The sequence below is a fragment of the Streptomyces sp. NPDC001787 genome (genome assembly GCF_040297465.1).
Lineage (GTDB): Bacteria > Actinomycetota > Actinomycetes > Streptomycetales > Streptomycetaceae > Streptomyces.
The window spans coordinates 147,168-173,590 of record NZ_JBEOZE010000006.1; the positions used below are offsets into that span (position 1 = coordinate 147,168).

A 26,423-nucleotide genomic window follows, 5' to 3' on the forward strand; every position below is an offset into this window, starting at 1 on the left:
CGGTCGCGTTCGGTCCGCACCGGTCGGCTCGTGCCTGCGCCGGTCCGCGCCGGTCCGCGTCGGTCCGCGCCGGTCCGCACTATTCGGCTCAAGCCTGCGCCGACCGCCCTTGGCCGCCGCCGTCCGTCGCCGTTCGCCTCCGGCCGGCTCAGGCCGTCAGCGACGCACAGGCCGTGAGCCGCGCCTCGTCGTACCGGGTCAGCAGCAGCCGTGCCAACTCCGGTGCCGGGCCCAGCACATCGGCCAGAACATCGGCCCCGGCCGCCGCGGCACCCGCCGCGATCCGGTCCGGGAGCCGTCCGGGTGCGATGACGTACGGGGCGACCGCCACCCGGCGTACGCCCTCGGCCCGCAGCGCCCGCACCGCGTCCTCGGTGCGGGGGCGGTCCGGGGAAACAGCGGAGGCGAACGCAGGCCGCACGGCGCACCAACCGGTGTGCCGCAGCTCCCGCGCGATTTCAGCGATCACTGCGATCGCCTCCGGGTCTGTGGAGCCCGCCGAGGCCAGGACGAGCCCGGTCGAACTCTTGTCGCCGGGGGAGACCCCGGCCTGGTGCAGTCGCCGGTCCAGGGCCGCGTTGAGCAGGGGCGAGGGGCCCAGGACCTCGGCCTGACGGATGTCCAGCCCCGGTATCCGGGTCCGGGCCTCGCGCAGGACCGCGGGAATGTCGGTCTTGGCGTGGAAGGCCCGGGTGAGCAGCAGGGGGAGGGCGACGATCTCGCCCGCGCCCTCCGCGGCCAGGCGTTCGAGCAGCCTGGGCACGGACGGTGCGTGGAAATCCAGGAAGCCCGTCTCCACCCGTATCCCCGGCCGCAGCGCCCGTACCCGCGCGGTGAGCGCGTGCACGGTCGCGGCGTGCCGCGGGTCGCGGCTGCCGTGGGCGATCACGAGGAGGACAGGGGTGGACATCGGCGTACTCGTTCTCTCGGCTCTCTCGGTTCCGTCGGTTCTGCGGTCTTCGCGGTTCTGTCAGTTCTTGACGAGGAGGCCGCGGCTGCGCAGCACCCATCGCTCCAGCGGGCTGAAGATCAGCAGGTCGATCGCGATGCCGACGAAGAGGATCAGAAGGATGGAGAGGAAGATCCCCGGCATGTCGAAGTTGTTGCGGCCGTTCTCCAGCAACTGCCCGAGGCCGAGCCCGAGATCGGGGGACGAGGCGATGATCTCGGCGGCCATCAGTGAACGCCAGGAGAAGGCCCAGCCCTGCTTCAGCCCGGCCAGATAGCCGGGGAGCGCGGCCGGCAGCACGATGTGCCAGGTCCCGCGCAGCCCGGTCGCGCCGAGCGTGCGGCCCGCCCGCAGGAACAGCGGCGGGACCTGGTCGACCCCGGAGACCAGACCGTTGGCGATCGACGGGACGGCACCCAGCAGGATCACCGCGTACATCATGCTGTCGTTCAGTCCGAGCCAGATGACGGCCGGGGCCACCCACGCCACCGAGGGCAGCGACTGGAGACCGGACAGGATCGGGCCGATGCCGGCCCGGACCAGCTTCACCCGGGCGACCAGCAGACCCAGCGGCGTGCCGATGGCCACCGCCAGCAGGAAGCCGAGCAGGCCGCGCGACACACTGGTCCAGACGACCTCCAGCAGGGTCCCCCGCAACCACATGTCGACCGCGCTGTCCCATACCGCGGACGGCGGCGGCAGCTTGTAGTCCTCGGTGACCTGGGCCCGGACCAGCAGCTGCCAGATCACCAGGACCAGGACGACCGCGACCACGGGCGGCAGGACCTTGCGCAGCAGGATCTCGCGCACCGGGGTCCGGCGCACCTGGACGGCGTCCAGCGCGTCGAGTCCGGCCTCCAGACCGGCCAGGTCGTCGGAGTTCGCGCCGGCCGGCCCGTCCTTCCGGTCCCGGTCGGACGTGATGTCAGTGCTGGCCATGTCGGCGGATCTCCCCACGCAGTTGTTCGGTGATCTCGACGGACAGCTCCGCCACCGCCTTGTCCTCGATCCGGCGCGGCTGCTCGATGCCCACCGTCCACTCCCGGGCGATCCGGCCCGGCCGCGACGACAGCAGGACGACGCGCTGGGCGAGCCGTACCGCCTCGCGCACGTTGTGGGTGACGAAGAGGACCGAGGCGTTCGTCTCGTGCCAGATCCGGGTCAGCTCGTCGTGCAGCACATCGCGGGTGATGGCGTCGAGGGCGGCGAACGGCTCGTCCATCAGCAGGAGCCGGCTGTCCTGGGCGAGTGCGCGGGCCATCGCCACCCGCTGACGCATACCGCCCGAGAGTTCGTGCACCCGCTTGCCGTACGCCCCGCCGAGCCGTACGAGTTCGAGCAGCCGCTCCGCCTCGGTCCGGCGGTCCGGCTTGGGCACCCCGCGCAGCCGCAGGGCCAGTTCGATGTTCTTGCCCGCGGTCAGCCACGGGAAGAGGGCGTGCTCCTGGAACATCAGGGCGGGCCGCCCGCCGGGGGTCTCGATGGACCCCGCGGTCGGGCGGTCGAGTCCGGCCACCAGGTTCAGCAGCGTCGACTTCCCGCACCCGGAGGCTCCCAGGAGGGTGACGAATTCGCCGGGAGCGACATCGAGCGTGATGTCGTCCAGGACGAGCTGCTGCCCCGTGGGTCCGGCGAAGGACTTCGAGACATGCGTGAGACGAGCGGCGTGCTCGACCGTCGCGCGGTCCTCGGCCTTGGTGAGGGTGGTGGTCGCCATGGTCGTCACCTCCTGGGAATCCTGGAATCCTGAATACGGGCGATCGGACGGACAGCCGTCGGACCGGACAGCCGTCGGACCGGACAGCCGTCGTGCGGACGGCGGTCGGACCGGACTGCGGGCTACTTGACGCCGAGACCGGCGTCGTCGACCGCGGGCTCGCCCTCGGCCTTGAGGATCTTGTTCAGCGGCCCCAGGTCGTAGATGCCCTTGAGGTCCGGCTCCTCCAGCAGACCGGCCTTCACCGCGTGCGCCGCCTGCGCGTCCAGCGTCGCCGCCAGCGGGTCGTTGATGACCTGGATGGACTTCCACGCCGGGTCGAGGATCTCCGGGGCCAGCGGCTTGCCGCTCAGGGTCTCCAGCGCCTTGTTGGCGGACGCCTTCGCGAGATCCGGGTTGGCGTTGATCCACTTGTTGGTGTTCACCGAGCCCCGCAGCACCGCCTCGACGACATCGGGGTGCTCGGAGAGGAACTTCTGGGACACGATGATGTTCGTGATCACGAACTTGTTGTCCGGCCACAGCGTCGACTCGTCGAGCAGCACCTTCGCGCCCTCGGAGACCAGCTTGGAAGCGGTCGGCTCCGGAACCCAGGCACCGTCCAGCGAACCGGACTTGTAGGCGTCCGGCGTCACCTTGTTGTCCGAACGGACCACGGAGATGTCGCCCTTGCCGCTCTGGGCGTCGACCTTCCAGCCCTTCTCGGAGATCCAGTTGAGGAACGCCACGTCCTGGGTGTTGCCGAGCTGCGGGGTGGCTATCTTCTTGCCCTTGAGGTCGTCCAGGGTCTTGATCTTCTTCGGGTTCACGACCAGCTTCACCCCGCCGGAGGCCGAACCGCCGATGATCCGCAGGCCCTTGCCCTTCGACTTGACGTAGCCGTTGATCGAGGGGGAGGGGCCGATGAAGCCGATGTCGATCGATCCCGCGTTGAGCGCCTCGATCTCGGACGGGCCCGCGTTGAAGGTCGAGGGCACGACCTTCGTACCGCCGAGCTCCTTCTGGATGGTGCCTTCCTGGATTCCGACCAGGGCGGTCGCGTGCGTGAGGTTCGGGAAGTAGCCGATCTTCACGGTGTCCGCGGAGAGCTTCTTGCCGCCGGCGGAGACGTTCGCCTTCCCGGCGTCGTCGTCCTTCGCCTCGGATCCGTAACCGCAGGCGGTCAGTGCCACGGCCAGCATCGGCAGGGCGACGGCGGCGGCGAGGCTGCGGGAGACGGTGGTACGTGGGGCAGGCACGGGAGGTTTTCCTCTCGTCGGCCCGGTGCTCACGTCCCTCGGAAGTCCGGGGACACGGCCGGGCGGTCGGCAGGTCTTCGTCCGAACCGGCTGTTCGGGGCGGACGGGTGGCGCTGGATGTGCCGGCGGTGCGTGCTGTGCCGGCGGTGCGGTGGGTACGGGCGGGCGCGCAGGCAGTGCGCGTACGTCATCACGCACATCGCCCGACCCCGCCCTGACCGCTGCCGAGGGCGCCGCTGCCGACGCGGCCGCCCTCCTTCGCGAAGGTGGAGAAGACGTCGATTCCCATCAGAAGTCCCATTCCGCGTCGTCGTTCGCGGGGCCCTCACCGGTACCGGGCAGCGCGACCTCCGCGAACGAGGCGCCCGCCATCCCGGCCGAGAGCGTGGTGCCGTCCGCCGGGTCGATCAGCAGGAACGAACCGGTGCGCCGGGAGTCCGCGTAGGCGTCGAGCGCGAGCGGCTCGGCGGTGCGCACGACGACCCGGCCTATGTCGTTGGCGACCAGCCGGCCCGGGGCCGGGTGCTGGGAGAGGTCGTCCAGGGTCAGCCGGGACGGGATGTCCTTGACGATCGCCTTGACCGTACGGGTGGTGTGCTTGAGCAGCACCCGCTGGCCGACCGAGAGCGGCTGGTCGGCCACATGGCAGACGGTCGCCCCGACGTCCCTCGTGACAGCGGGTGCGTCGTCGGTGGGCGCGAGCAGGTCGCCGCGCGAGACGTCGATGTCGTCGGCCAGCCGGACGGTCACCGACTGGGGGGCCCAGGCGATGTCCACGCTCTCGCCGAGCGCGTCGATCCCGGCGATCGTCGTCGTACGTCCGGAGGGCAGTACGGTGACGCTCTCGCCGACCCGGAAGACCCCGGCGGCGATCTGGCCCGCGTACCCCCGGTAGTCGGGGTGCTCGGCGGTCTGCGGCCGGATGACGTACTGCACCGGGAAGCGGGCGTGGCAGCCGGTGAGGTCGTGGCTGACCGGCACCGTCTCCAGGTGCTCCAGCACGGTCGGGCCGCCGTACCAGTCCATATGGGCCGACGGCTCCACCACGTTGTCCCCGGCCAGCGCGGAGATCGGGATCGCGGTGATCTCCGGGACGCCGAGCGAGGCGGCGTACGCGGTGAACTCCTCGGCGATCGCGGCGAACACCGGCTCCGCGTACTCGACGAGGTCCATCTTGTTCACGGCGAGCACCACGTGCGGAACGCGCAGCAGCGCGGCGACGGCGGCGTGCCGGCGGGTCTGCTCGACCACGCCGTTGCGCGCGTCGACCAGGACGACGGCCAGCTCCGCGGTGGAGGCGCCCGTCACCATGTTGCGCGTGTACTGCACATGGCCCGGGGTGTCGGCGAGGATGAAGCGGCGCCGGGCGGTGGCGAAGTAGCGGTAGGCGACATCGATGGTGATGCCCTGCTCGCGCTCGGCCCGCAGCCCGTCGGTCAGCAGCGCGAGGTCGGGCGCCTCCTGGCCGCGGCCCAGCGAAGCCTGGGTGACGGCCTCCAGCTGATCGGTGAGGACCGACTTGGAGTCGTGCAGAAGCCGCCCCACGAGGGTGGACTTGCCGTCGTCGACGGACCCGGCGGTGGCGAACCGCAGCAGGGTGGTGGCCGACAACTGCTCGGTGGTGCTGGTCATTGCGGGCCTCTCGTGAGGATCGGGCCGGATCGGGGAGCGGGGGCTGGTGCCGTGCGCCGCGGGGACAAGGAATCGACGCCGGGCGCCGGTGACCGGCGGGAGGGTGCCGGTGGCCGACGTGCGTGCCGTACCGATGGCTGCGCGGCGCGGCGCGGTGCGGTGCGGTGCCGGGGCGGGTGGGGCCCGGCGTGATCCGCACGGGAGACCCTCAGAAGTACCCTTCGCGCTTGCGGTCTTCCATCGCGGCCTCGGACATCTTGTCGTCGGCCCGGGTCGCGCCCCGCTCGGTGAGCCGGGAGGCGGCGATCTCGGTGATGACCGCGTCCAGGGTGGTGGCGTCGGAGTCGACGGCGCCGGTGCAGGACATGTCGCCGACCGTGCGGTAGCGCACCTGGCGGGTCTCGGTCCGCTCGTGCTCCCTGGGGCCGCCCCACTCGCCCGCGGTCAGCCACATGCCGTTGCGGTTGAAGACCTCGCGCTCATGGGCGAAGTAGATCTCCGGGAGCTCGATGGACTCGCGCTCGATGTACTGCCAGACGTCCAGCTCGGTCCAGTTGGAGATCGGGAAGACCCGGACGTGCTCACCGGGGGCGTGCCGGCCGTTGTACAGCTGCCACAGTTCCGGGCGCTGGCGGCGCGGGTCCCACTGGGAGAACTCGTCGCGCAGCGAGAAGACCCGCTCCTTGGCGCGCGCCTTCTCCTCGTCGCGCCGCCCGCCGCCGAACACCGCGTCGAAGCGGTGCCGCTGGATCGCCTCGGTCAGCGGCACGGTCTGGAGCGGGTTGCGGGTGCCGTCGGGGCGCTCGCGGAGTTTCCCGGCGTCGATGTACTCCTGCACGGAGGCCACGTGCAGCCGCAGCCCGTACTTCCGGACCGTACGGTCGCGGTACTCCAGGACCTCGGGGAAGTTGTGCCCGGTGTCCACATGGAGCAGCGTGAACGGCACCGGCGCGGGCGCGAACGCCTTGAGCGCCAGATGCAGCATCAGGATCGAGTCCTTGCCGCCGGAGAACAGGATCACCGGCCGCTCGAACTCCCCCGCCACCTCGCGGAAGATGTGCACCGCCTCCGACTCCAGGGAGTCCAGGTGGCTGAGCGCGTACGGATTGACGGTGCCCTCGGGCACGGTGGTGACGGTGCTCACGCCAGACCCCTCTCGGTGAGCAGCGCGTGCAGCGCCGCCGCGGATTCCTGCACGGTCTGCTGGTGCGACTCGATCCGCAGGTCGGGCGAGTCGGGTGCCTCGTAGGGGTCGTCCACCCCGGTGAGGCCGCTGATCTCGCCCGCCGCCTGCTTGGCGTAGAGCCCCTTCACATCGCGTACGGAGCACACCTCCACGGGCGTCGCCACGTGCACCTCCAGGTAGGTGGTGGACTCGGCGGCGTGCCGCTCGCGGACCGCCTCCCGGCTGTCCGCGAAGGGCGCGATGACCGGCACCAGCACCTTCACGCCGTTGGCCGCGAGCAGTTCGGCGACGAATCCGATCCGCGCCACGTTGGTGTGCCGGTCCTCGCGGGAGAAGCCGAGCCCCGCGGAGAGGAACTCCCGGATCTCGTCCCCGTCGAGCACCTCGACCCGGTGGCCCTCGCCCCTGAGGCGGCCCGCCAGTTCGTACGCGATGGTGGTCTTGCCCGCGCTCGGCAGACCGGTCAGCCAGATGGTGGCTCCCGTCTCCGTCACGCTCATCGAAGTCTCCTGATCAGTCGTCATCAGCCGTGCAGCCCGCACTCGGTCTTGCCCCGCCCGGCCCAGCGGCCGGCGCGTGCGTCCTCGCCCTCCAGCACCCGGCGGGTGCAGGGCGCGCAGCCGACGGAGGCGTAGCCGTCCATCAGCAGCGGGTTGGTGAGCACGCCGTGCTCCGCCACATAGGTGTCCACGTCGTCCTGGGTCCAGCGGGCGATCGGCGAGACCTTGACCTTGCGGCGCTTCTCGTCCCAGCCGACGACCGGGGTGCCGGCCCGGGTGGGGGACTCGTCGCGGCGCAGCCCGGTCGCCCAGGCGGTGTAGGACGTCAGGCCGTCCTCCAGGGGGGCGACCTTCCGCAGGGCGCAGCACAGGTCGGGGTCCCGGTCGTGCAGCTTCGGCCCGTGCTCGGCGTCCTGCTCGGCGACGCTGCGCCGCGGGGTCAGCGTGATGACATGGACGTCCATCACCGCGTCCACCGCGTCCCGGGTGCCGATGGTCTCGGGGAAGTGGTAGCCGGTGTCGAGGAACACCACGTCCACACCGGGCAGGACCCGGGAGGCGAGGTGCGCGACGACGGCGTCCTCCATGGAGGAGGTGACACAGAACCGCGGGCCGAAGGTGTCGGTGGCCCATTTCAGGATGTCGAGCGCGGAGGCGTCCTCCAGCTCACGGCCCGCCCGCCCGGCCAGCTCCCGGAGTTGGCCGTCGGTGAGCCGGGTGGCCGACAGAGTGTCCGTCATATCCCGTCCCGTTCCCCGTCGTTGCGCTGCAGTCCCCGGCTCAGCAGGCCCAGGAACTTGAGCTGGAACGCGCGATTGCAGGAGGCGCATTCCCAGGCGCCGTGCCCGGTCTCGTGCGGACGCAGGTCCTCGTCACCGCAGTAGGGGCAGTAGAACGGTGCGGCTCGCTCGCTCATGACAGCGACTCCGCACTGGCCCGCGCCGCCCAGGTCGCGAAGCGCTCGCCGTCCTCGCGCTCCTCCTGGAAGCGGCCGAGCACCCGCTCGACGTAGTCGGGAAGTTCGGCCGATGTGACCTTCAGGCCGCGGACCTTGCGGCCGAACCCGGCCTCCAGGCCGAGTGCGCCACCGAGGTGCACCTGGTAGCCCTCGACCTGGTTGCCCGCGCTGTCGAGCATCAGCTGTCCCTTGAGGCCGATGTCGGCTGTCTGGATGCGGGCGCAGGCGTTGGGGCAGCCGTTGATGTTGATGGTGAGCGGTTCCTCGAACTCCGGCAGGCGGCGCTCCAGTTCATCGATCAGCGAGGCGCCGCGCGCCTTCGTCTCGACGATCGCCAGCTTGCAGAACTCGATGCCGGTGCAGGCCATCGTGCCCCGCCGGAACGGTGAGGGCTTCACCTGGAAGTCCAGCGCCTCCAGACCGGCGGACAGCGACTCGACCTGGTCCCGTTCCACATCCAGGATGATCATCTTCTGCTCGACGGTGGTGCGCAGCCGGTCCGAGCCGTGGGCGGCGGCCAGATCGGCGATCTTGGCCAGGGTGGAGCCGTCCACCCGGCCGACCCGCGGGGCGAACCCGACGTAGAAGCGGCCGTCCTGCTGCTGGTGCACACCGATGTGGTCACGCCAGCGGGAGCTGGGCTGCTCGGGCGCGGGTCCGTCGAGCAGCGGGCGCTTGAGGTACTCGTCCTCCAGTACCTGGCGGAACTTCTCCGGCCCCCAGTCGGCCATCAGGAACTTCAGCCGGGCCCGGGTGCGCAGCCGCCGGTAGCCGTAGTCGCGGAAGATGCCGACGACTCCGGCCCAGACGTCGGGCACCTCGCCGAGCGGGACCCAGGCGCCGAGGCGTTCGGCGAACCGGGGGTTGGTGGAGAGGCCGCCGCCGACCCAGACGTCGAAGCCCGGACCGTGCTCCGGGTGGTCGACGCCGACGAAGGCGATGTCATTGATCTCGTGCACCACGTCCTGCACGGGCGAGCCGGAGATCGCGGTCTTGAACTTGCGCGGCAGGTTGGAGAACTCCTTGCTGCCGATGTAGCGCTCGTGGATCTCGTCGACCGCGGGCGAGCCGTCGATGATCTCGTCGGCGGCGATGCCCGCCACCGGGGAGCCGATGATCACGCGGGGGCAGTCGCCGCAGGCCTCGGTGGTGGAGAGCCCGACGGCCTCCAGCTTCCGCCAGATCTCCGGGACGTCCTCGATGCGGATCCAGTGCAGCTGGATGTTCTGCCGGTCGGTGATGTCGGCCGTACCGCGGGCGTACTCCTGCGAGATCTCACCGATGACGCGCAGCTGTGCGGTGGTCAGCCGGCCGCCGTCGATGCGGACGCGCATCATGAAGTAGCGGTCGTCCAGCTCCTCCGGCTCCAGGACGGCCGTCTTGCCGCCGTCGATGCCGGGCTTGCGCTGGGTGTACAGCCCCCACCAGCGCATACGTCCACGAAGGTCGTTCGGGTCGATGGAGTCGAAGCCGCGCTTGGAGTAGATCGTCTCAATACGTGTCCGCACATTGAGACTGTCGTCGTCCTTCTTGAACTGCTCGTTCCCGTTGAGCGGGGTGAAGTGACCCATCGCCCACTGGCCTTCGCCACGGTGACGTCCGGCCTTGCGGCGGGGCGTGGTGGTCGCAGGCTGTTCCGGGGTAGCGGCCATGACAATACGTCCTTCGGGACTGCGGGAGGGCGGCTCTGAACGGCACACTCGCGCTGAGGCGCGGCGGTGCGCGGGGAGTTGCAGAGGTAAGGGGATCGCGGCGGTGCTGGGACTCTCAGCCCGCCGGACAGATGGCGCTGGACATGCGGCCGAGGTCGACGTGGCGTCGACTCACCAAGGCAATTCCAGTTCCGGACATGGCGGAAGCGTGTCACGCGAATCTCGGGCCAGTCCACCACTATCCGCTATGTGGACGAGATGGTCCCGAAGAGCGAGACGCTGTGTCGAGCGTCACCCCGGGGCGGGGTCCGCGCCGCCCCGGACAGGTGCGTATACGTGTGTGCCGTCGCCGTCCCGTCGCGTGCGGCCGTGTGCGGTTGTGTGCCGTCAGGAAGCGTGCGCGCCGGGCCACGGACCGGGTGTCGCCACGTCCGGCTCCCGCTCGGTCCTCGTGTCGAAGAGCCGGAAGCCGCGCCGCAGGTAGTTGTCCATGGCGTGCGGGCCGTCCTTGGAACAGGTGTGCAGCCACACCCGCTTCGTCTCCGTCCGCTCCGGCCAGCGCTCGGCCAGATCCCAGGCGCGCGCCACCCCGTACGAGAGCAGATGGCCACCTATGCGGCGGCCCCGGAACGCCGGGATCAGCCCGAAGTACATGATCTCGACCACGCCGTCGTCCTGCGGGTCGAGCTCGATGTAACCGGCCGGGGTCCCGTTCTCGTACGCCACCCAGGTCTCGGCCCCGGGCCGCTCCAGGGCCTCCTGCCACTGCGCGTAGGTCATCGCGAGCCGGTCGGTCCACTGGATGTCGCCGCCGACCGCCGTATAGAGGAACCGGCTGAACTCGGGCAGTGGCACCGCCGACCGTACGATCCGCAGATCACCCTCCGGAACGGCGGCGGGCCGCAGGTCGGCGGGTGAGGTCTGCTCCAGCGACCAGATGGTCACCTCGGTGGTGGGGCTGTCGGGATTCGCGGCATTGCTCATGGCCGCCAGACAACCATGACCCCCCGTTCCGGCCCAAAGCGGGCCCCGTCCCGGACGGCGGACACCCGGCGGTGCGGCCCCGTCCTCCCGGCTCAGACCCGCCGCACCGGCCGCCGCGCCGCGACCACCACCGGAGCCTTCGAGTGCGGCAGCAGATCGCCCGGATGCTCCGGGTGGACCACCTCCACCTCGACGTCCTCGCCGAAGCGGTACGGGCGGTGCGCCAGCACCTCCGCCAGATGGCGCCGCATCCGGGAGACCTCGGCCCGCACCGTCACCGTCCGGGTCGGATCGCCGAAGATGTCCCGCGCCAGCTCCGAGGCGGTCCGCCCCTCCCGGTGCAGCGCCAGCGCGTACAGCAGCTCCGCGTGCCGGGGCGAGAGCCGCTGCGTCCAGGTGCCGACCGGGCTGACCACATGGACCGAGAGCCCCCGCGCCCGGCTCAGATCGAGCACCACCCGGCGCGGCGGCCCGTCCGACGAGCCGTCCGCGACCCGCACCAGCCAGCCGCCGGGCAGCGGCTCCATCCGGCACATGCCCAGCGACGGCAGCCACACCCGGCCCGGCCGCAGCGACTTGGGCAGGGGCAGCCGGTCCACCGGCGGCATCCCGGTGACCGCCGCCAGCCAGCCATGGGTGTCCACCACCAGTGCCCGGCCGCCCAGCCGGCACAGGATCGGCGCCGCCACCGCGCGCAGCCGTTCTATCGCGGTCAGATGCCGTGTCCGCACCTCGGCCTCGGCGAGCCTGGCGACGGAGCCGACCAGGGCGAGTGCCGTCGGATGGAAGGCGGACGCCGGACCGCTGATGTCGACGATCCCTATCAGCCGCCCGTCACGCGGATCGCGTACCGGGGCCGCCGCACAGGTCCAGGTGTGCAGCGCGCGGATGAAGTGCTCGACGGAGTGCACCTGGATGGGGGCGCGGGCGGCGAGCGCCGTTCCGATCGCGTTCGTACCGGTCGCGGCCTCCGCCCAGGCGGCACCCTCCTCCAGGCAGATGTCATGGGCCCGGCGCATCACGGCGGGATTGCCCTGGCGCCACAGCACCCGGCCCTCGACATCGGTGACGACCATGATCTGCTGCGCGTCCGCGATGGAGCCCAGCCCCTCGCGCAGCACCGGCATCACCTCGCCCAGCACCGTGCTCCGGCGCCGGTGCTCGATCTCGTCCGCCTCCAGCAGATCGCTCCCGGGGGACTGCTCCGGGTCGATCCCACTGCGCGCCACCCGGTCCCAGGAGGCGTCGATCTCCGCACGGGGGGCGACCGGGGCACGCTCGCCCGTCAGCCGGGCGTCCCGCGCGCCGTGGAGCAGCCGGGTCGCCGCCCGGTCCGCCTCCCGCGCGGTGAGCCGCGCCACCTCGACAGGCCCTGTATCCCTCATGGGTTCCCCCCAGAAAAAGCCGACCCCAAAGGCTGTCCCGTAGCCCCTGGCGGGCGTACGACGACGAATTCCGGACAGCCTTCAGCCCCAAGGAACCCCATCCTGACGCCGCCGTGCTCCCTGTACCTCGCACTCCACACAATGGTTGCAACCCTTTGCAACTCTGGTGATGTGCCGCGTGCCCGTACGAGAGTGACGGAACACCGTATGACGGGCCTGTTCCCGTCGTCGGTGTCGCAGAAGCATGGAGGGTGGTGCCGTGTCGGCGCAGCACCACCCTCCGTAGCTTCGCTACCGCCTCACCGGGCGACGGGCCGGGCCCGCGCCACCACGGAGGCCAGATCCAGACTGTGCGGCAGCGTCCCGAAGGCCATGCCCCAGTCCCCGCCCAGCCGTGAGGCGCAGAACGCGTCGGAGACCTCCGGCGGCGCCCAGCGCGCCAGCAGCGACCCCTGGAGTACGAGCGCCATCCGCTCGACGATCCTGCGGGCCCGCGCCTCCACGGCCTCCAGGTCGGCCAGCTCGGTCAGCAGGTCCTTGATCGCGGCGTCCAGCCGGTGATCGGCGCCGCGTGCCTTGCCGACCTCCTGGAGGTACGCGTCCAGGGCCTGCGGCTCACGCTGGAGCGCCCGCAGCACGTCGAGGGCCTGCACATTCCCCGAGCCCTCCCAGATCGAGTTGAGCGGCGCCTCGCGCAGTAGCCGGGGCATGCCCGACTCCTCCACGTACCCGTTGCCGCCCAGGCACTCCAGGGCCTCGCCCACCACCGCCGTGCAGCGCTTGGTCACCCAGTACTTGGCCGCGGGCACCGCGAGCCGCAGGAACGCCCGCTCCTCCTCCGTGTCCGCGTCGTACGCGGCGGCCAGCCGCAGGCCCAGGACCGTCGCCGCCTCCGACTCCAGGGCCAGATCGGCCAGGACGTTGCGCATCAGCGGCTTCTCGATCAGCAGCCCGCCGAACGCGGAGCGGTGCGCGGTGTGATGGATCGCCTGCGCCACCGCCTGCCGCATCAGCGCCGCCGAACCGATCACACAGTCCAGCCGGGTGGCCGCCACCATCTCGATGATGGTGCGTACGCCGCGTCCCTCGTCGCCGACCCGGCGCGCCCAGGTCCCGTCGAACTCGATCTCGCCGGACGCATTGGACTTATTGCCCAGTTTGTCCTTGAGGCGCTGGATACCGAACACATTTCGGGTTCCGTCCGGCAGGACGCGCGGCACGAGGAAGCAGCTCAGCCCGCCCGGTGCCTGCGCCAGCACCAGGAAGCCGTCCGCCATCGGCGCCGAACAGAACCACTTGTGACCGGTGAGCAGATACTCCCCCTCGCCCGGCAGCGGCTCGGCCCGCGTCGTGTTGGTCCGTACGTCGGTGCCGCCCTGCTTCTCCGTCATGCCCATCCCGAAGAGCACCCCGGACTTCTGCGCGGCGGGCCGCAGTCCCTCCTCGTACACGTGCGAGGTCAGCCGCGGCTCCCACTCGGCGGCCAGCACCGGGTCGGTGCGCAGCGCGGGCACCGCCGCGTGCGTCATGGACAGCGGGCAGCCGTGCCCCGCCTCGGCCTGCGTCCACACCAGGAACCCGGCCGCGCGCCGGACATGACCGGCCGGCCGGCCCCAGGCATCGGTGAGACCGGCCGAGACCGCGTGGCCCAGGAGCCGGTGCCAGGACGGATGGAACTCCACTTCGTCAATACGGTGCCCGTAGCGGTCGTGGGTACGCAGTTTCGGCGGATTCTCATTCGCCTGCGCACCCCATTCCTGGGCCTGTGCGGAACCGGCGGACCGGCCGAGCGCTCCGAGCTCCTCCCGTGCCTCGGGCAGGACGCCGGGCGCGATGTGCCGCTCCACGGCCTCGGTGAGGGCGCGGTCGGCGGCGAAGACGTCATAGCCGACCAGCGGCGGAACCTGATTGGTCACTGTGTGAGTGGTGGCTGCCATGCCGATACGGTAAGGAGGTGCAGGCAGCAAATGAAACACCCGAGCGGCCACCGGGCCGGCTCCACCGGGCCCGAGCCCTCTACCGCAACGTATCCAAGCGGCAGATGGCCTGGCACTTGCTCAAGGACACCGTCAACTCGTGCATCGAGTACCGCATTCTCGGACTCGCGGCCGAGGCGGCGTTCTTCACCCTGCTCTCCCTGCCACCCCTGCTGCTCGGTCTGATCGGACTGCTCGGCTACGTCGACGAGTGGACGGCCACCACCACGGTCGCCTCCATCGAGCGCAACATCCTCGGTGCCGCGCAGACCGTGCTGTCCGAACGGGGCGTCAACGACTTCGCCAAACCCCTCCTGGCGGACATCACGACCGGTGCCCGGCCCGATGTGATCTCCATCGGTTTCGCGATCGCCCTGTGGTCCGGCTCCCGGGCGGTGAACGTCTTCATCGACACCATCACCGTCATGTACGGGCTCGACGGCGAACGCGGCATCGTCAAGACCCGGCTGCTCGCCTTCCTGCTGTACATCGTCGCGCTGCTGCTGGGGGCGGTGGTGCTGCCGCTGCTGGTGGTCGGCCCGGACCGGGTGGTGGAGTTCGTCCCCTGGGGCACCGAGGTCATCGCCGTCCTGTACTGGCCGCTGGTCATCCTGCTGACGATCGCGTTCCTCACGACGCTGTACCACGTGTCCGTACCCGTGCGTTCGCCGTGGATAGAGGACGTACCGGGAGCGCTCGTCGCCCTCGGGATGTGGGTGGTCGGCAGCTTCCTGCTGAGGATCTACCTCACCAGCACCGTCGAAGGCCCCACCATCTACGGATCGTTGGCCGCGCCCATCGCGGTCCTGCTGTGGATAGGCATCTCGGCGTTCGCCGTACTGGTGGGCGCCGCGGTCAACGCCGCCATCGACCGGGTGTGGCCCTCGCTCGCGACCGCCGCCGCCCGCGAGGCCAACGAGCTCGTCCGGGCCGCGCAGGCCGCCGAGTTCGTCGCCCGTACCCGCTACACGGCCTGGGACGGCACAGGGGACGACGACGATGACGACGACGCGTACATGCCCTCGGAGTTCCCGGAGCGCTGGTCGCGCTTCCTGCCGCCGGACGACGTGAAGTCCCGGCTGCACGCGACCCGGGAGAAGGAACCCAAGGGAGCGAAGGAACCCAAGGACGGCAAGGACGCCGATGCCGCCGGGGATCCGCGGGACACCACCGGCGTACGGCACACCCCGGACACGGGGTGGACGGACACCGGCGAGAACCCGGGGCTCCGGGCCCCGTGAGGACGCGCCGCGGGAACCACGGATGAGCGCCGTGGACACGCCCCACGGGTACGCGGAACGGGCGTCGCGCTTCGAGGGCGCGGTCGTCTGGACCTGGAACGGGCCCGACGAGCCCTCCCGGCCCGTCCTCCCCGACGGCTGCATGGACCTGATCTGGACCCGGAGCGGACTGCTCGTCGCCGGACCCGACACCCACGCGTTCGAGGCGGCCGGGGAACAGCGCGGACGGTGCGCGGCCATCCGCTTCGCCCCCGGCACCGCGCCCGCACTGCTCGGCGTCCCGGCGGACGAACTGCGCGACCGCCGTGTCGCCCTCGCCGCGCTGTGGCCGGGCGCCGAGGTCCGCAGGCTCACCGAACGGATCGCCGAGGACCCCGAACCGGCCGCGGCGCTGGAACGTCTCGCCCTGCGCCGGGCCGCCGACACCGGCCCCCCGGACCCGCTGACCGCGCACATCGCCGCGCAGCTCCGGCGCGGCCGGCCGGTCGCCGCCACCGCGCGGTCGGCCGGCCTCGGCGCCCGCCAGCTGCACCGCCGCTCACTGGCCGCGTTCGGCTACGGGCCCAAGACGCTGGCCCGGGTGCTGCGGCTCCAGCGCGCGCTGGCCCTCGTACGGGCCGGAACGCCGTACGCCGAGGCCGCGCTCACCGCGGGCTGCACCGACCAGGCGCACCTCGCCCGCGAGGTACGGGCACTGGCGGGCACCACGCTGGGCGGCTATCTGGCCCGCACCGGCTACGCGGCATCCGCGAACAGCGACACCCCGCAGCCGTCCGGATCCAGCACGACGGCGTAGCGCTGTCCCCACACCGCGTCCCACGGCTCCAGATGCCCCGGATGTCCGGCCCCGGTCAGATCGGCGTACACCGCGTCCACCTCCGCCGGGCTGTCGCAGCGGAACGCGAGGCCGAGGCGCTCCCCGCCCGCCGGCCGCCGCCAGTCCGGGTCGAAGGAGCGGATGACCTCCTCGGTGTCCCACAGCAGCCGCCCCCCGCCGGGCAGGGTCGCTTCGACGTGCGGCGCGGATTCCGCACCGGCCGGAATGTCCAGGCCGAGCCGCCGGTAGAAGGCGAGGGACGCGGCCAGGTCCGCGGTGATGACGCTGATGGCGTCGAGTCGTGGAGTCATGGGGCCGACAGTAGGCGCGGCGTCCCGCCCAGGTCTTGTACGAAACGGTCATGCCCCCCGACCTGCCTCCCACACCCCGGAACCGGTGACATAGATTCGGAGCCGGACCGGGGATGACCAGGGGGAAGAGAGGAACGAGGGGTACGGGAGCGATGACACGGGGAAAGCTCGCGGCGCAGTTGCCGCTCGCGTCGGCCTGTGTGCTGATGGCCTGGCAGGTGTGGCTGCTCTTCCATGTCGCCGCGGCCGAGGGCTCGAAGGTGGTCTGGAGCTGCGGGGGCGGCAGCTGCGGAACCGACGACCTGGCGGGCGGGGCACCGATGATGGGCGCCGCCGCGGTGGTGGCGCTGAGCCTGCTCTCGACGCGCTATCTGCACCGTGCCGCCCCGGGCGTCGCCGTCGCGCTGGCCGGTGCCGCGTTCGGCACGGGCTGGCGGGACGCCATCGACGCGGGGGACGTGCGCGCCGACGCGTCCGCCGAGTGGATGCTGGGCTGGTTCACCCCGTCGAACTGGATCGTCGTCTCGCAGGCGGTCACCGTCGCCGGATGCCTCTACGCGCTCTGGGGCCTGCGCCTCGGTCTCCGGCGGACCCAGGTCCTGCACCGGCTCGCGCTCGGCCGCCGGCTCGCCGTGGCCGAGGCGGAGCTGACCGGGTGGGAACGGGTGGCACGCGACCGCGGCCGGGTCGTCGTGGGCTTCGACGACGGGGACGGCGTACGCCACGAGTTCCCGGCCGTCGTCGACCGGTACGCCCTGGGCCGCCCGGCACTCGTCCTGTACGACGGGGAGCACCCGGGCGACGCGACGAGTTCCCGGGTGTCGACCCCGCGGAAGGGGAGGCCGTGAACCCGCGCGCCCTGCTCGCCGCCGTGTTCACCGGCGGCGCGCTGACCGCCCTGGCGCACGGGGCGCTCGACGGCCCCCGCTGGTTGCTGCTGCTCGGGCTGAACCTCACCGTGCTCGTCCTGGTCGCCGTCGACCTGGTCTCCCGGGTGACCCCTGCGGGAACCGCGCTGGACCTGCGGTCCGGCGGTCCGAGCGCCTTCGCGCCCGCCGTCGTCCACGGGGTGCGGGTGGTGAACAAGGACGCCAGGCTGCCCGCGCTGGACCCGAAGTCGCCGGACACGGCGTTCGCGTTCGACATCACGGTCGTGCCCGGCACCCGGCCCCCGTACCGCGTGACCGTCAGGCATCCGCTCGACCTCCAGGACGCCCGCAACCGGCGGTCCATGGTGGTCCGGTACGACCCGGAACAGCCCTGGCGGGTGATCGTGCCGGTACGGGTACCGGGGGAGCTGTCCCGGCAGGCCGAGAACCTGGAGCACACGGGAACGCCGGCCGAACGCATCGAGCCGCGCCGCCCGGAGATACGGGTCCTGGGACTCGGAGCGCTCATCGCCGCCGTACTGCTGACGGTCATCCGGCTGACGGGCTGAGGCGGGCCGACGGGCCGATGGTCATCCGGCCGACGGGCCGAGGCGGGGCCCGGACCGGCCGAGGCGGGCGCCGGGCGCCCCTCCGCGTACGGCCCGGGGCCTCCCGTCAGTCCGCGCAGGCCTCGGGTGTGGTTCCGGGATCCGTCAGTGCCAGCCCGAGCTGCGCCCGCTCGGTGACCCACCGGGTCGGCCGGTGGCGCGGATCACCCGTCGTGGCGTACAGCGACCGGGACAGCTCCAGCATCTGTCCGGCGCCGATCCGATCGCCCCAGGCCAGCGGCCCCACCGGATAGCCGAGCCCCGTCGTCACGGCCAGGTCGATATCGGCCGGGGCGGCCAGCGAGCGTTCCGCGATCGACGCGGCGACGGACACGACCGAGGCCAGCAGCCGCTGGGCGACGGAACCGGCGGTGTCCCGCACGACCGAGACGGCATACGGCTCCGCGCCGTTGTCGGCACGCGCCAGCACCGCACGGGCGTCCCGGGCGGCGGCCGGACCGGACGCCGGGGTCACGGCGAGCACCCGTCGTCGGCCCACCGGGGGCAGCGGGTCCACCCCGAAGGTGCGGTCGGCCGGCAGCCCGTGCGCGGCCACCGCGGCGGCGACCGTCGTTCCCCAGACCGGGACCAGCACCACGGCTTCCGCCGACGGTTCCCGGCCCGCCCCGACGGTGGCGCCCGCCGCCGTCAGCGCCGCGCGCAGCGCCACGGCCCGCGGCCCGTCGCCGGGCACATGCGCCGGCCGGTCCGCGTCACCCGTGACCGGCGCCTCCGGGGCGGGGCCGGGTGCCCCGGGCCCGTACGCGAACCAGCCCCGGCCGGTCTTGCGCCCGTGCAGCCCGCCGGCCACCCGGTTCGGTGTGAGGTAGGAGGGGCGCAGCCGGTCCTCGTGACGGAAGCCCTGCCAGATCGAGTCGATCACCGCGGCCGTCACATCGAGCCCGGTGAGATCCATCAGCTCGAACGGACCCATCCGCAGACCCAGCACATCACGGGCGATCCGGTCGATGCCGGCCGGGTCGGCGACCGACTCCTCCAGCAGCGCCAGCGCCTCGGTCACCAGACCGCGTCCGGCGTGGTTGACCAGGAAGCCGGGGGTGTCGGCCACCGTGACCGCCCGGTGGCCGCAGCTCTCGACGAGCGCGGTGAGCGCCGGCGGGATGTCCGGGCGGGTGGCCGCGCCCGGCACCACCTCGACGATCCTCATCAGCGGGACCGGGTTGAAGAAGTGCAGCCCCGCCAGCCGTGAGGGGTCCTGGAGCGTCGCGGCGATCCGGGTGACCGACAGGGACGAGGTGTTGGTGGCGAAGACGGCCGAGGCGGGCAGCGCCCGCTCCAGCCTGCCGAACACCTCGGCCTTGGTGTCCAGATCCTCCCGTACAGCCTCGATGACCAGCTCGACGTCCTCCCCGGCCGCCCAGGGGTCCGCGAGAGGGATGAGCCGTTCCCCGGCGGCGGTCCGTTCCCCGGCGGTCATCCGGCCCTTGGCCACGGCACGCTCCAGCATCGACGCGACGAAGTCCAGCGCCTCCGTCACCGCCTCGGCCCGTACGTCGCCCAGCTCGACGGTGTGCCCGGCACTCGCCGCCCACTGGGCGATCCCGCGCCCCATGGCTCCGGCGCCGACAATCCTGATACGCATGGCAGTTGAGGTCCTTTCAGCGGAGGTACACCCGGTGGGGGTCGACATCGTCGCGCAGGAGCCGCAGCTCCGCGGCCGTGGGGGACGGCACCGTGGTGACGGTATCGGCCACCTGGAGGTCCCAGCCGGTCGCGGCCCGGACCCGCTCGACGGTGACGCCCGGGTGGACGGCGACCAGCCGCAGTTCCCCGCCGATGCCCGCGCGGGCCAGGATGCCCAGTTCGGTGATGACCCGGGTGACGCCGACGCCGAGCGGCCGGATGCCCTCGGCGAGTGCCCGGTCGGGTCCCGGGGTGGTGCAGAAGTCGAGGGTGGCGGAGAAGGAACGCGGGGTGTGGCGGCGCATCACCACGAACACCTCGCGGGAGTTGGCCATCACCTCCACACCGCCGCCGGAGCCGGGCAGCCGCACCGAGGGGCTCTCCCAGTCGCCGATCACGGAGGTGTTGAGGTTGCCCCACCGGTCGATCTGGGCGGCTCCCAGGAACCCGACGTCGATGTGGCCGCCCTGAAGGACACAGCCGAACAGGGCGGGCATCGGCAGCACCGCCTCGGCACCGGTGATCAGGACCGCGTCGGCGATGGTCTCCGGAAGGTGCGAGGGGTGGGCGCCGCAGACCCCGGACTCGTACACGACCTCGATGTCCGGCGCGACGGTCAGATGCGCCAGCTCGGTGGCGAGCGTCGGCAGGCCGATTCCGGCGAACACGGTGCGCCGGGCGGCCAGTTCGCGGGAGGCGACGACGGCGAGCAGCTCGGAGGAGGTGACGGGGGACGCCGGGGAGCTCTCGGGGGCCGCGGCTGCGGAGCCTGCCGTGCCGGTGGTGTTCGCGGCGCTCGTCCTCATGGCCGGTTCCCTCCGGTGTCCCGCGCTCACAGCCGTCGTCCGTAGTTCACCGGCTCGCTCAGCGCCTCGCCGACCGCGAGCCCCGCCCAGAACTCCTCACCGAGCTTGGCCACGTACTCGGCGTGGTCGGCCGTGCCGAGGACCCACTCGTCCAGCCAGGCCCGGAGCCGTTGAGGGTCCTTGCTGATCCCCGACCAGGCCCGGTAGAAGGCGTTGTCCCGGTCGTAGTACCCCTGCGCGAACGAGGGGTGCGCGCCGCGCGGGCACACCACCACCGCGTCGACCGCGTGGGCCGGAACCAGCGTGCGGTTCGGGTCCGAGCGGATCACCTCGTCGTCGACCAGCTCCTCCACGACGACGACCGCCCTGCCCGCGGCGAACACCGCCTCGGCCTGGACGCCGGTCAGCCCCCACATCTGGGTGTTGCCCCGGCGGTCCGCGCGCTGGGCGTGGATGATCGTCACATCCGGATTGACGGGCGGGACGACATAGATCCGCTCGGGTCCGCCGTCCGGGCCCGGATAGGGCGAGGTGACCTTGCGCAGACCGGGGTTGACGGACGGCAGGTCGCTGCCGCCGTACGAACGCAGCGGATAGAAGGGCAGCCGCTGGGACCCGGCGAGATAGCGGCAGATCATCCCGTAGTGGCTGTACTCCTCGAACGCGAGCGGCTCCGGATCCGCGCTCTCGATCCGCCTGCGCAGCTCGCCCAGCGAACCGGCGGAGGAGTTGCCCACGAAGGAGGAGACCAGCCGCGCGACACAGCCCGCCGCCAGCATCTGGTCCACCACGATGTCCGCGGTCATCCGGACGACCGTGAGATCGCGGCGGCCCTGCCGGATGATCTCGTGCCCGGCGGCGGTCGGGATGAGATGGGTGAAACCTTCGAGACTGATGGTGTCCCCGTCATGGACGAAGGCGGCGACGGCCGCCTTCATCGACATGACCTTGTCCGTCCGGTCCACGGTGCTCCTCGGCGTCGGCGTGCGCTCGGCGTGTGCGTGCCGTTCGGCGTGTGCGTACGGTCGCCCCACCGTGTCAGCGGCCATTGATCGCTGTCCAATACCGAATTAAGGTCGGATCAAGACGTCCCGCGTATGGATCGCCGGATCACCGCCGCGCACCGAGGGGAGGAGGCGCCCGTATGGAGCTGCGTCATCTGAACGCGTTCGTCGCCGTGGCCGAGGAACTGCACTTCGGCCGGGCCGCCAGGAGGCTCCAGATGGCCCAGCCTCCGCTGAGCCAGCAGATCCGCCAGCTGGAGAAGGAGCTCGGCGTCCAGCTCTTCCGCCGCAACACCCGCTCCGTACGGCTCACCAGCGCGGGGGAGTCGTTCCTCGAACCCGTACGAACGGTCCTGGACGACCTCGGTACGGCGGTACGCGCCGCCAGATCGGCCGGCCGCGGTGAGTACGGCCGGGTCACCATCGGCTTCGCCGGGGCCTCCAGCCACGAGACGCTCCCCCGGCTGACCCGCGCGGTGCGCGCCGCCCACCCCGGTCTCGAACTCGTCATGACCGGCCAGACGTACGCCAATGTCGCGCTGTCCCGGGTGGCTGACGGCACGCTCGACCTCGGCTTCGTCCGGCTGCCGGTGACCCGGCCGGGCGTGGCGTACCGGGTGATCGACGAGGAGGAGCTGCTGTGCGCCCTGCCCTTCGACCACCCGCTCGCCCGCCGGGAGACGGTGCCGGTCGAGGCCCTGGCCGAGGAACCCTTCGTCTCCTTCCCGGCCAACACCGGCTCCACCGTGCGCGACGCGATGGTCGAGGCGTGCGAGGGCGCCGGGTTCAACCCGCGCGTGGTGCAGGAGGCCCCCGACTCGTACACGATCATGGCGCTGGTCGCCGCAGGGGTCGGCGTCGCCCTCACGGTCACCTCCTGCCGGCACATCCAGCAGAACGGGCTCGTCTACCGCCCCCTCGCCGGACCGCCCATCCGCCGCCAGGCGGCCCTGGCCTGGCGGGCCGACAACCCCTCCGCCGCACTGCGCGCCGTGCTCGCCGTCGCCGAGGACGCGCTGCCGACACCGGTCCGCCGAACGGGACCGGAGCCCCATTGAGACGTGCCGCCTCTCGAACCAGGGCGAATTCGATATTGGACCGGCTCAGTGGCCGGATGCGAAGGTCACCCCGGTACCCCGCCCACCGTCCCCGCCGCCCCTCGCGAAAGGCCCCGCCGTGCCCGACCCGCTCGATGTCGTCATCTGCGAACCGCTGCGCACCCCCATCGGCCGCTTCGGCGGGGCGTTCGCGCAGCAGACACCGGCCTCGCTCGCCGCACGCGTCATCGCCGAGGTCGTCGCCCGTACGGGCATCGACCCCGGCCGCGTCGACGAAGTGATCCTCGGCCAGGCCTACCCGTCCGCCGAGGGCCCGGCCATCGGCCGGGTCGCCGCACTGGACGCCGGACTCCCCGAGTCCGTCACGGGTTCCCAGATCGACCGCCGCTGCGGCTCCGGCCTCCAGGCCGTACTCGACGCGGCGATGCAGATCCGGGCGGGGTTCAGCGAGGTCGTGATCGCGGGCGGTGTCGACGTGATGAGCGCCGCCCCCTACTACACGCACGACGGACGCTGGGGGATCAAGGGCCCCGGCCTCCAACTGCACGACTCACTGGCCCGTGGCCGCGTCACCGCGGGCGGTGTCAACCATCCCGTCCCCGGCGGCATGATCGAGACCGCGGAGAACCTGCGCCGCGCGTACGGGATCAGCCGCGCCGACCAGGACGCGCTGGCCCTGCGGTCGCAGCGGCGTGCCGCGACCGCCGCCGCCGAGGGCCGGTACGCCGCGGAGACGGTCCCCGTCACCGTGCGGAGCCGCAAGGGCGATACGACCGTCACCGCCGACGAGCACCCGCGCCCCGACACCACGGCCGAGCAACTGGCCGCGCTCCGACCGGTCATGGGCAAGTCCGATCCCGGGGCCACCGTCACCGCGGGCAACGCCAGCGGCCAGAACGACGCGGCCGCCGCCTGCCTGGTGACCGGCGCGGCCACGGCCGAACGCCTCGGCCTCACACCGCTCGTGCGTCTGGTCTCCTTCGCCCGTGCCGGAGTCCCGGCCGCGACCATGGGTATCGGCCCCGTCCCCGCCACCCGCGCGGCCCTCGACCGCGCCGGGCTCACGCTCGCCGACCTCGACCTGATCGAGCTCAACGAAGCCTTCGCCGCACAAGTGCTGGCGTGCACACGCGAGTTGGGACTCGGCGAGAGCGACCATGAGCAGCGGATCAACGTCAACGGGTCCGGGGTCTCGCTCGGGCATCCGGTGGGAGCCACCGGCGCCCGCATCCTCGCCACGCTGACCCGGGAACTGCACCGCCGGGAGGCGCGCTACGGCCTGGAGACCATGTGTATCGGTGGCGGCCAGGGCCTGGCGGCGGTCTTCGAGCGCATCGCCCCCTGACGCCGGGCGGGGGCGTGGGGCGTGGGCGCCGACCGGACCCGGCGCGGCGCGGTACGGCGGGCCGCATGGCGATATGTCGCCCCGCGCCCACCACCGCCGTCGCCCCGCGCCCACCACCGCCGTCACACCGCGCCCACCACCGCCGTCACACCGCGCCCACCACCGCCGTCACACCGCGCCCACCACCGCCGTCACACCGCGCGACCACGCATGTCACTCCCGCGCGACCGCGCATGTCACCCCGGGGTCACCGGGCATGTCGCCCCAGTGCCATCGCGCATGTCACATGGCACAGCGCCGCTCGTCCGGGCGTGGCCCTATCGCAGTTCCCCGTACAGATAGTGCCGGGTCCCCGCCAGCGTGACCCGGCACCACGCGTCCACCTCGGCCTGGCCCATGGCCGCCCAGTCCGGGGTCGCCTCCACCTGCGCGTGCCCCAGCCTGCGTCCCAGCTCCATCAGGCGGGCGCCCGCCGCCGTGCGTTCGTCCGCGTACCGCTCCAGCGCGCGGGCCGGTGAGGCCGACTCCCGGAGCGCCCGCTCCAGACACAGCGCGTCCTGGAGTGCCTTGACCGCGCCGCTGGCCGTGTGCGGCCTGGTCACTCCCGCCGCGTCCCCGGCGAGCAGGAGCGGGGAGCGCGCGGCGCGGGGAACCTGGACATCGGCCACCGGGTGACAGGCCATGGCGAGGTGCTCGCCACGCGCGACGATGTCGGCCCATGAATCCGGGAAATGCTCCTCGGCGATCGTGCGTACGTGGGCGCCGGCGTCGGTGCCCGGCGCGGGCGGCCGGCCGTAGACGGCGTACGCGATCACCTGGCCGCCGGTCCCGCGGGCCCGCGCGCCGTCCCGGTGACCGGCCGGAATCAGATAGAAGATCCCATGACCGCCCCGGAAGCCCACGGTGACCCACGCCTCGCGCAGCAGCTCCAGCTCCCGGGGATGACCGGCGAGGGCGCTCAGCGGAATCGTGCCGCGCCACACCAGATATCCGGCGGGCGTCGGGCACAGACCGGGGGCCAGCACCTGACGGGTCGGGGACCTGTGCCCGTCGGCCCCCACGACGATGTCGTACCTCTCCTCGCCGTCCGCGGTGCGGATCACCGCCCGCCCGTCCGGCTCCTGCCGTACGGCGGTCACCGGCCGGCCCCGCAGATAGCGTGCCCCACCCACATTCCCGCGCAACGACCGCCACAGCAAACCCCAGTTGCAGGGCGTCACCGCGGCATCCTGTCGTGCGAACTCCCGCGCGGAACGTCCCCCCGGCTGCCGGGTGACCCAGGCCCGGTACGCCACCGGGGCCGTGGGCATCGCCGCGTCCAGATAGCCGGCCGAGACCAGATCCTCGTGCAGGGGCGGCGGGATCACGATCCCGAACCCCCGGTCCTGGAGCTCGCCGTCGCTGCGCTCGTACACCGTGACGTCCGCCCCGGCACGGAAGCCCGCGACGGCCGCCGCGCAGCCGGCGATGCTGCCGCCGATCACTCCTACGCGCAAGGCCGCTGCCGCCATGCCACTACCACCTTCGCCGTCGGTCCGGGGTGCACCGGGACGCGGGACGTCGACCTGGCCCGTCGTCCCGCTCGGCCCGGTACGGCACCCGTGCCCGGACGCCGACGTCCGGGCACGGTGTCCCCGTCGCCCGCCGGTGACCCGGCCGGACGGCCTCAGCCGCCCGGCCGGGCCTCGTCGCCCGGAGGGGCCGGGCTCAGACCCGCGTGCCGCGGGTGCGTCGCATCAGGACCGCCCCGCCGAGCAGCAGCGCGGCGCTCGCCCCGGCAGCCATGCCGAGGCCTGCGGCACCGGTCTCGGCGAGGTGCGAGCCGGGCCGTTCCGGCCGGGGGGTGTCGACCGGCGGCTCATTGACGGGGGGCTCATGGACAGGCGGTTCCTCGACCGGCGGCTCATTCACCGGGGGCTCCTCGACGGGCGGCTCATTGACGGGGGGCTCCTCCGTGGGGGGCTCCTCGACCGGCGGCTCCTCCGTGGGCGGCTCCTCGGTGGGCGGCTCGGTGGGCGGCTCGGTCGGCGGCTCGTGGTGGTCCGGGCCGCTCACGTTCGCGCACTGATTGCCGAAGGCCGGGTTTAGCAGGCCGACGACATTGACGCTGTTGCCGCAGGCGTTGACCGGGACATCCACGGGGGCCTGGACCAGGTTCCCCGACAGGACACCGGGGGAGCCGGCCGTCACGCCCTGGGCGCTGGATCCGCTCTGCTGTCCGTGGTGGCCGCCGGAGTCCACGTTCTTGCACGCGTTGCCGAAGGCGGGGTTCAGCAGCGCGATCACATTGACCGTGTTGCCGCAGGCGTTGACCGGGATGTGCACCGGCACCTGGACGGCGTTGCCCGAGCCGACCCCCGGTGAACCGACCGCGGCACCGGCGGCCGAGGCATCGGCGTACGCGGAACCGCCGGCCGCGGTCAGGATGCCCGACGCCGCCGCCATGACGATCATGCTTTTGTTCAGAACCTGTCGCATTACTTGCCCTTCCTTAGGACATTTCGCGTGGGCGATTCGCCCGCAGAGCCACCGAGCGGTGCCGC

Annotated in this window: 26 protein-coding genes; 6 read left to right on the forward strand and 20 right to left on the reverse strand. The window is 72.3% G+C overall.

The features are described from left to right. Positions 1–148 precede the first annotated feature (148 nt). The 14 genes from ABT170_RS10935 to ABT170_RS11000 form a co-directional block, all read right to left on the reverse strand. Positions 149–910: a sirohydrochlorin chelatase gene (locus ABT170_RS10935; RefSeq protein WP_329942599.1), complete on the reverse strand. Its 762-nt coding sequence runs from the start codon at positions 908–910 to the stop codon at positions 149–151. Positions 911–970: 60 nt separating this feature from the next. Beyond that, positions 971–1,888, reverse strand: coding sequence for an ABC transporter permease (locus ABT170_RS10940; protein WP_266925052.1), 918 nt, complete (start codon positions 1,886–1,888; stop codon positions 971–973). Continuing rightward, positions 1,875–2,666 (reverse strand): ABC transporter ATP-binding protein, encoded by a 792-nt coding sequence (locus tag ABT170_RS10945; protein ID WP_266925054.1) that lies wholly within the window; start codon positions 2,664–2,666, stop codon positions 1,875–1,877. The genes ABT170_RS10940 and ABT170_RS10945 overlap by 14 nt, the downstream gene beginning before the upstream one ends. Before the next feature lie 122 nt (positions 2,667–2,788). Next, positions 2,789–3,904 carry an aliphatic sulfonate ABC transporter substrate-binding protein gene (locus ABT170_RS10950; RefSeq protein WP_329942600.1) on the reverse strand — a complete coding sequence of 372 codons (1,116 nt, stop codon included), beginning with the start codon at positions 3,902–3,904 and terminating at the stop codon, positions 2,789–2,791. A 288-nt stretch (positions 3,905–4,192) separates the two neighbouring features. After that, a complete protein-coding gene (locus ABT170_RS10955) occupies positions 4,193–5,536 on the reverse strand; it encodes a sulfate adenylyltransferase subunit 1 (protein ID WP_329942601.1) in 1,344 nt (447 codons plus the stop codon). 208 nt (positions 5,537–5,744) lie between these two features. Further along, positions 5,745–6,680, reverse strand: coding sequence for a sulfate adenylyltransferase subunit CysD (cysD, locus tag ABT170_RS10960; RefSeq protein WP_329942602.1), 936 nt, complete (start codon positions 6,678–6,680; stop codon positions 5,745–5,747). Further along, positions 6,677–7,246, reverse strand: coding sequence for an adenylyl-sulfate kinase (gene cysC / locus ABT170_RS10965; RefSeq protein WP_351865964.1), 570 nt, complete (start codon positions 7,244–7,246; stop codon positions 6,677–6,679). The genes cysD and cysC overlap by 4 nt, the downstream gene beginning before the upstream one ends. Then, entirely contained in the window at positions 7,246–7,962 is a 717-nt protein-coding gene (locus tag ABT170_RS10970; RefSeq protein ID WP_351865967.1) for a phosphoadenylyl-sulfate reductase, read from the reverse strand. The genes cysC and ABT170_RS10970 overlap by 1 nt, the downstream gene beginning before the upstream one ends. Next, complete coding sequence (locus ABT170_RS10975) at positions 7,959–8,138, reverse strand: hypothetical protein (RefSeq protein WP_329942605.1); 180 nt, start codon at positions 8,136–8,138, stop codon at positions 7,959–7,961. Before ABT170_RS10975 ends, ABT170_RS10970 begins: the two co-directional genes overlap by 4 nt. Next, complete coding sequence (locus ABT170_RS10980; RefSeq protein WP_351865970.1) at positions 8,135–9,832, reverse strand: nitrite/sulfite reductase; 1,698 nt, start codon at positions 9,830–9,832, stop codon at positions 8,135–8,137. Before ABT170_RS10980 ends, ABT170_RS10975 begins: the two co-directional genes overlap by 4 nt. Positions 9,833–9,947: 115 nt before the next feature. Continuing rightward, a complete protein-coding gene (locus tag ABT170_RS10985; RefSeq protein WP_309500612.1) occupies positions 9,948–10,031 on the reverse strand; it encodes a putative leader peptide in 84 nt (27 codons plus the stop codon). A gap of 188 nt (positions 10,032–10,219) precedes the next feature. Beyond that, complete coding sequence (locus ABT170_RS10990; protein WP_329942607.1) at positions 10,220–10,816, reverse strand: GNAT family N-acetyltransferase; 597 nt, start codon at positions 10,814–10,816, stop codon at positions 10,220–10,222. 92 nt (positions 10,817–10,908) lie between these two features. Next, positions 10,909–12,201, reverse strand: coding sequence for a GAF domain-containing protein (locus ABT170_RS10995; RefSeq protein ID WP_351865974.1), 1,293 nt, complete (start codon positions 12,199–12,201; stop codon positions 10,909–10,911). Positions 12,202–12,500: 299 nt separating this feature from the next. Then, positions 12,501–14,138: an acyl-CoA dehydrogenase family protein gene (locus ABT170_RS11000; protein ID WP_351865977.1), complete on the reverse strand. Its 1,638-nt coding sequence runs from the start codon at positions 14,136–14,138 to the stop codon at positions 12,501–12,503. A gap of 17 nt (positions 14,139–14,155) precedes the next feature. Here ABT170_RS11000 and ABT170_RS11005 point away from each other — a divergent pair, with 17 nt between their 5' ends. Both ABT170_RS11005 and ABT170_RS11010 read left to right on the forward strand, forming a co-directional pair. Next, complete coding sequence (locus ABT170_RS11005) at positions 14,156–15,418, forward strand: YihY/virulence factor BrkB family protein (RefSeq protein ID WP_329942610.1); 1,263 nt, start codon at positions 14,156–14,158, stop codon at positions 15,416–15,418. 22 nt (positions 15,419–15,440) lie between these two features. Next, positions 15,441–16,214, forward strand: a complete 774-nt coding sequence (locus ABT170_RS11010) for a DUF6597 domain-containing transcriptional factor (protein ID WP_502970500.1) — start codon at positions 15,441–15,443, stop codon at positions 16,212–16,214. Here the strand turns inward: ABT170_RS11010 and ABT170_RS11015 are convergent. After that, positions 16,154–16,546: a VOC family protein gene (locus ABT170_RS11015; RefSeq protein WP_329942612.1), complete on the reverse strand. Its 393-nt coding sequence runs from the start codon at positions 16,544–16,546 to the stop codon at positions 16,154–16,156. The genes ABT170_RS11010 and ABT170_RS11015 overlap by 61 nt on opposite strands. Before the next feature lie 152 nt (positions 16,547–16,698). On the opposite strand from ABT170_RS11015, the gene ABT170_RS11020 reads away from it, so the two are divergent. Both ABT170_RS11020 and ABT170_RS11025 read left to right on the forward strand, forming a co-directional pair. Then, complete coding sequence (locus ABT170_RS11020) at positions 16,699–17,394, forward strand: hypothetical protein (protein ID WP_329942613.1); 696 nt, start codon at positions 16,699–16,701, stop codon at positions 17,392–17,394. Then, positions 17,391–17,984 carry a hypothetical protein gene (locus ABT170_RS11025; RefSeq protein ID WP_351865985.1) on the forward strand — a complete coding sequence of 198 codons (594 nt, stop codon included), beginning with the start codon at positions 17,391–17,393 and terminating at the stop codon, positions 17,982–17,984. Before ABT170_RS11020 ends, ABT170_RS11025 begins: the two co-directional genes overlap by 4 nt. Before the next feature lie 106 nt (positions 17,985–18,090). Here ABT170_RS11025 and ABT170_RS11030 read toward each other — a convergent pair whose 3' ends face one another. Genes ABT170_RS11030 through ABT170_RS11040 form a run of 3 tightly spaced genes read right to left on the reverse strand, consistent with a single transcriptional unit; the run spans position 18,091 to position 21,438 of the window. Next, a complete protein-coding gene (locus tag ABT170_RS11030; protein WP_351865987.1) occupies positions 18,091–19,626 on the reverse strand; it encodes a 3-hydroxyacyl-CoA dehydrogenase in 1,536 nt (511 codons plus the stop codon). A gap of 16 nt (positions 19,627–19,642) precedes the next feature. Then, positions 19,643–20,473 carry a CoA-transferase subunit beta gene (locus ABT170_RS11035; protein WP_502970501.1) on the reverse strand — a complete coding sequence of 277 codons (831 nt, stop codon included), beginning with the start codon at positions 20,471–20,473 and terminating at the stop codon, positions 19,643–19,645. A 26-nt stretch (positions 20,474–20,499) separates the two neighbouring features. Next, positions 20,500–21,438: a CoA transferase subunit A gene (locus ABT170_RS11040; protein ID WP_329942617.1), complete on the reverse strand. Its 939-nt coding sequence runs from the start codon at positions 21,436–21,438 to the stop codon at positions 20,500–20,502. A gap of 179 nt (positions 21,439–21,617) precedes the next feature. Between ABT170_RS11040 and ABT170_RS11045 the strand changes: the two genes are divergently transcribed. After that, positions 21,618–22,535, forward strand: coding sequence for a LysR substrate-binding domain-containing protein (locus ABT170_RS11045; protein WP_329942618.1), 918 nt, complete (start codon positions 21,618–21,620; stop codon positions 22,533–22,535). Between the two features lie 118 nt (positions 22,536–22,653). Continuing rightward, positions 22,654–23,880, forward strand: coding sequence for an acetyl-CoA C-acetyltransferase (locus ABT170_RS11050; RefSeq protein WP_329942619.1), 1,227 nt, complete (start codon positions 22,654–22,656; stop codon positions 23,878–23,880). A 317-nt stretch (positions 23,881–24,197) separates the two neighbouring features. On the opposite strand, the gene ABT170_RS11055 is transcribed toward ABT170_RS11050, so the two are convergent. Beyond that, positions 24,198–25,391, reverse strand: a complete 1,194-nt coding sequence (locus tag ABT170_RS11055; protein WP_351865995.1) for an FAD-dependent monooxygenase — start codon at positions 25,389–25,391, stop codon at positions 24,198–24,200. Between the two features lie 196 nt (positions 25,392–25,587). After that, positions 25,588–26,358, reverse strand: a complete 771-nt coding sequence (locus ABT170_RS11060; protein WP_351865998.1) for a chaplin — start codon at positions 26,356–26,358, stop codon at positions 25,588–25,590. Positions 26,359–26,423 lie beyond the last annotated feature (65 nt).

What these genes read in the sequence shown, in the direction of transcription:
- ABT170_RS10935 (WP_329942599.1), bottom strand. Translation starts at nt 910, where the DNA reads ATGTCCACCCCTGTCCTCCTCGTGATCGCCCACGGCAGCCGCGACCCG.
- ABT170_RS10940 (WP_266925052.1), bottom strand. Translation starts at nt 1,888, where the DNA reads ATGGCCAGCACTGACATCACGTCCGACCGGGACCGGAAGGACGGGCCG.
- ABT170_RS10945 (WP_266925054.1), bottom strand. Translation starts at nt 2,666, where the DNA reads ATGGCGACCACCACCCTCACCAAGGCCGAGGACCGCGCGACGGTCGAG.
- ABT170_RS10955 (WP_329942601.1), bottom strand. Translation starts at nt 5,536, where the DNA reads ATGACCAGCACCACCGAGCAGTTGTCGGCCACCACCCTGCTGCGGTTC.
- cysC (WP_351865964.1), bottom strand. Translation starts at nt 7,246, where the DNA reads ATGACGACTGATCAGGAGACTTCGATGAGCGTGACGGAGACGGGAGCC.
- ABT170_RS10970 (WP_351865967.1), bottom strand. Translation starts at nt 7,962, where the DNA reads ATGACGGACACTCTGTCGGCCACCCGGCTCACCGACGGCCAACTCCGG.
- ABT170_RS10975 (WP_329942605.1), bottom strand. Translation starts at nt 8,138, where the DNA reads ATGAGCGAGCGAGCCGCACCGTTCTACTGCCCCTACTGCGGTGACGAG.
- ABT170_RS10980 (WP_351865970.1), bottom strand. Translation starts at nt 9,832, where the DNA reads ATGGCCGCTACCCCGGAACAGCCTGCGACCACCACGCCCCGCCGCAAG.
- ABT170_RS10985 (WP_309500612.1), bottom strand. Translation starts at nt 10,031, where the DNA reads ATGTCCGGAACTGGAATTGCCTTGGTGAGTCGACGCCACGTCGACCTC.
- ABT170_RS10990 (WP_329942607.1), bottom strand. Translation starts at nt 10,816, where the DNA reads ATGAGCAATGCCGCGAATCCCGACAGCCCCACCACCGAGGTGACCATC.
- ABT170_RS10995 (WP_351865974.1), bottom strand. Translation starts at nt 12,201, where the DNA reads ATGAGGGATACAGGGCCTGTCGAGGTGGCGCGGCTCACCGCGCGGGAG.
- ABT170_RS11000 (WP_351865977.1), bottom strand. Translation starts at nt 14,138, where the DNA reads ATGGCAGCCACCACTCACACAGTGACCAATCAGGTTCCGCCGCTGGTC.
- ABT170_RS11010 (WP_502970500.1), top strand. Translation starts at nt 15,441, where the DNA reads ATGAGCGCCGTGGACACGCCCCACGGGTACGCGGAACGGGCGTCGCGC.
- ABT170_RS11015 (WP_329942612.1), bottom strand. Translation starts at nt 16,546, where the DNA reads ATGACTCCACGACTCGACGCCATCAGCGTCATCACCGCGGACCTGGCC.
- ABT170_RS11020 (WP_329942613.1), top strand. Translation starts at nt 16,699, where the DNA reads ATGACACGGGGAAAGCTCGCGGCGCAGTTGCCGCTCGCGTCGGCCTGT.
- ABT170_RS11030 (WP_351865987.1), bottom strand. Translation starts at nt 19,626, where the DNA reads ATGCGTATCAGGATTGTCGGCGCCGGAGCCATGGGGCGCGGGATCGCC.
- ABT170_RS11035 (WP_502970501.1), bottom strand. Translation starts at nt 20,473, where the DNA reads ATGAGGACGAGCGCCGCGAACACCACCGGCACGGCAGGCTCCGCAGCC.
- ABT170_RS11045 (WP_329942618.1), top strand. Translation starts at nt 21,618, where the DNA reads ATGGAGCTGCGTCATCTGAACGCGTTCGTCGCCGTGGCCGAGGAACTG.
- ABT170_RS11055 (WP_351865995.1), bottom strand. Translation starts at nt 25,391, where the DNA reads ATGGCGGCAGCGGCCTTGCGCGTAGGAGTGATCGGCGGCAGCATCGCC.
- ABT170_RS11060 (WP_351865998.1), bottom strand. Translation starts at nt 26,358, where the DNA reads ATGCGACAGGTTCTGAACAAAAGCATGATCGTCATGGCGGCGGCGTCG.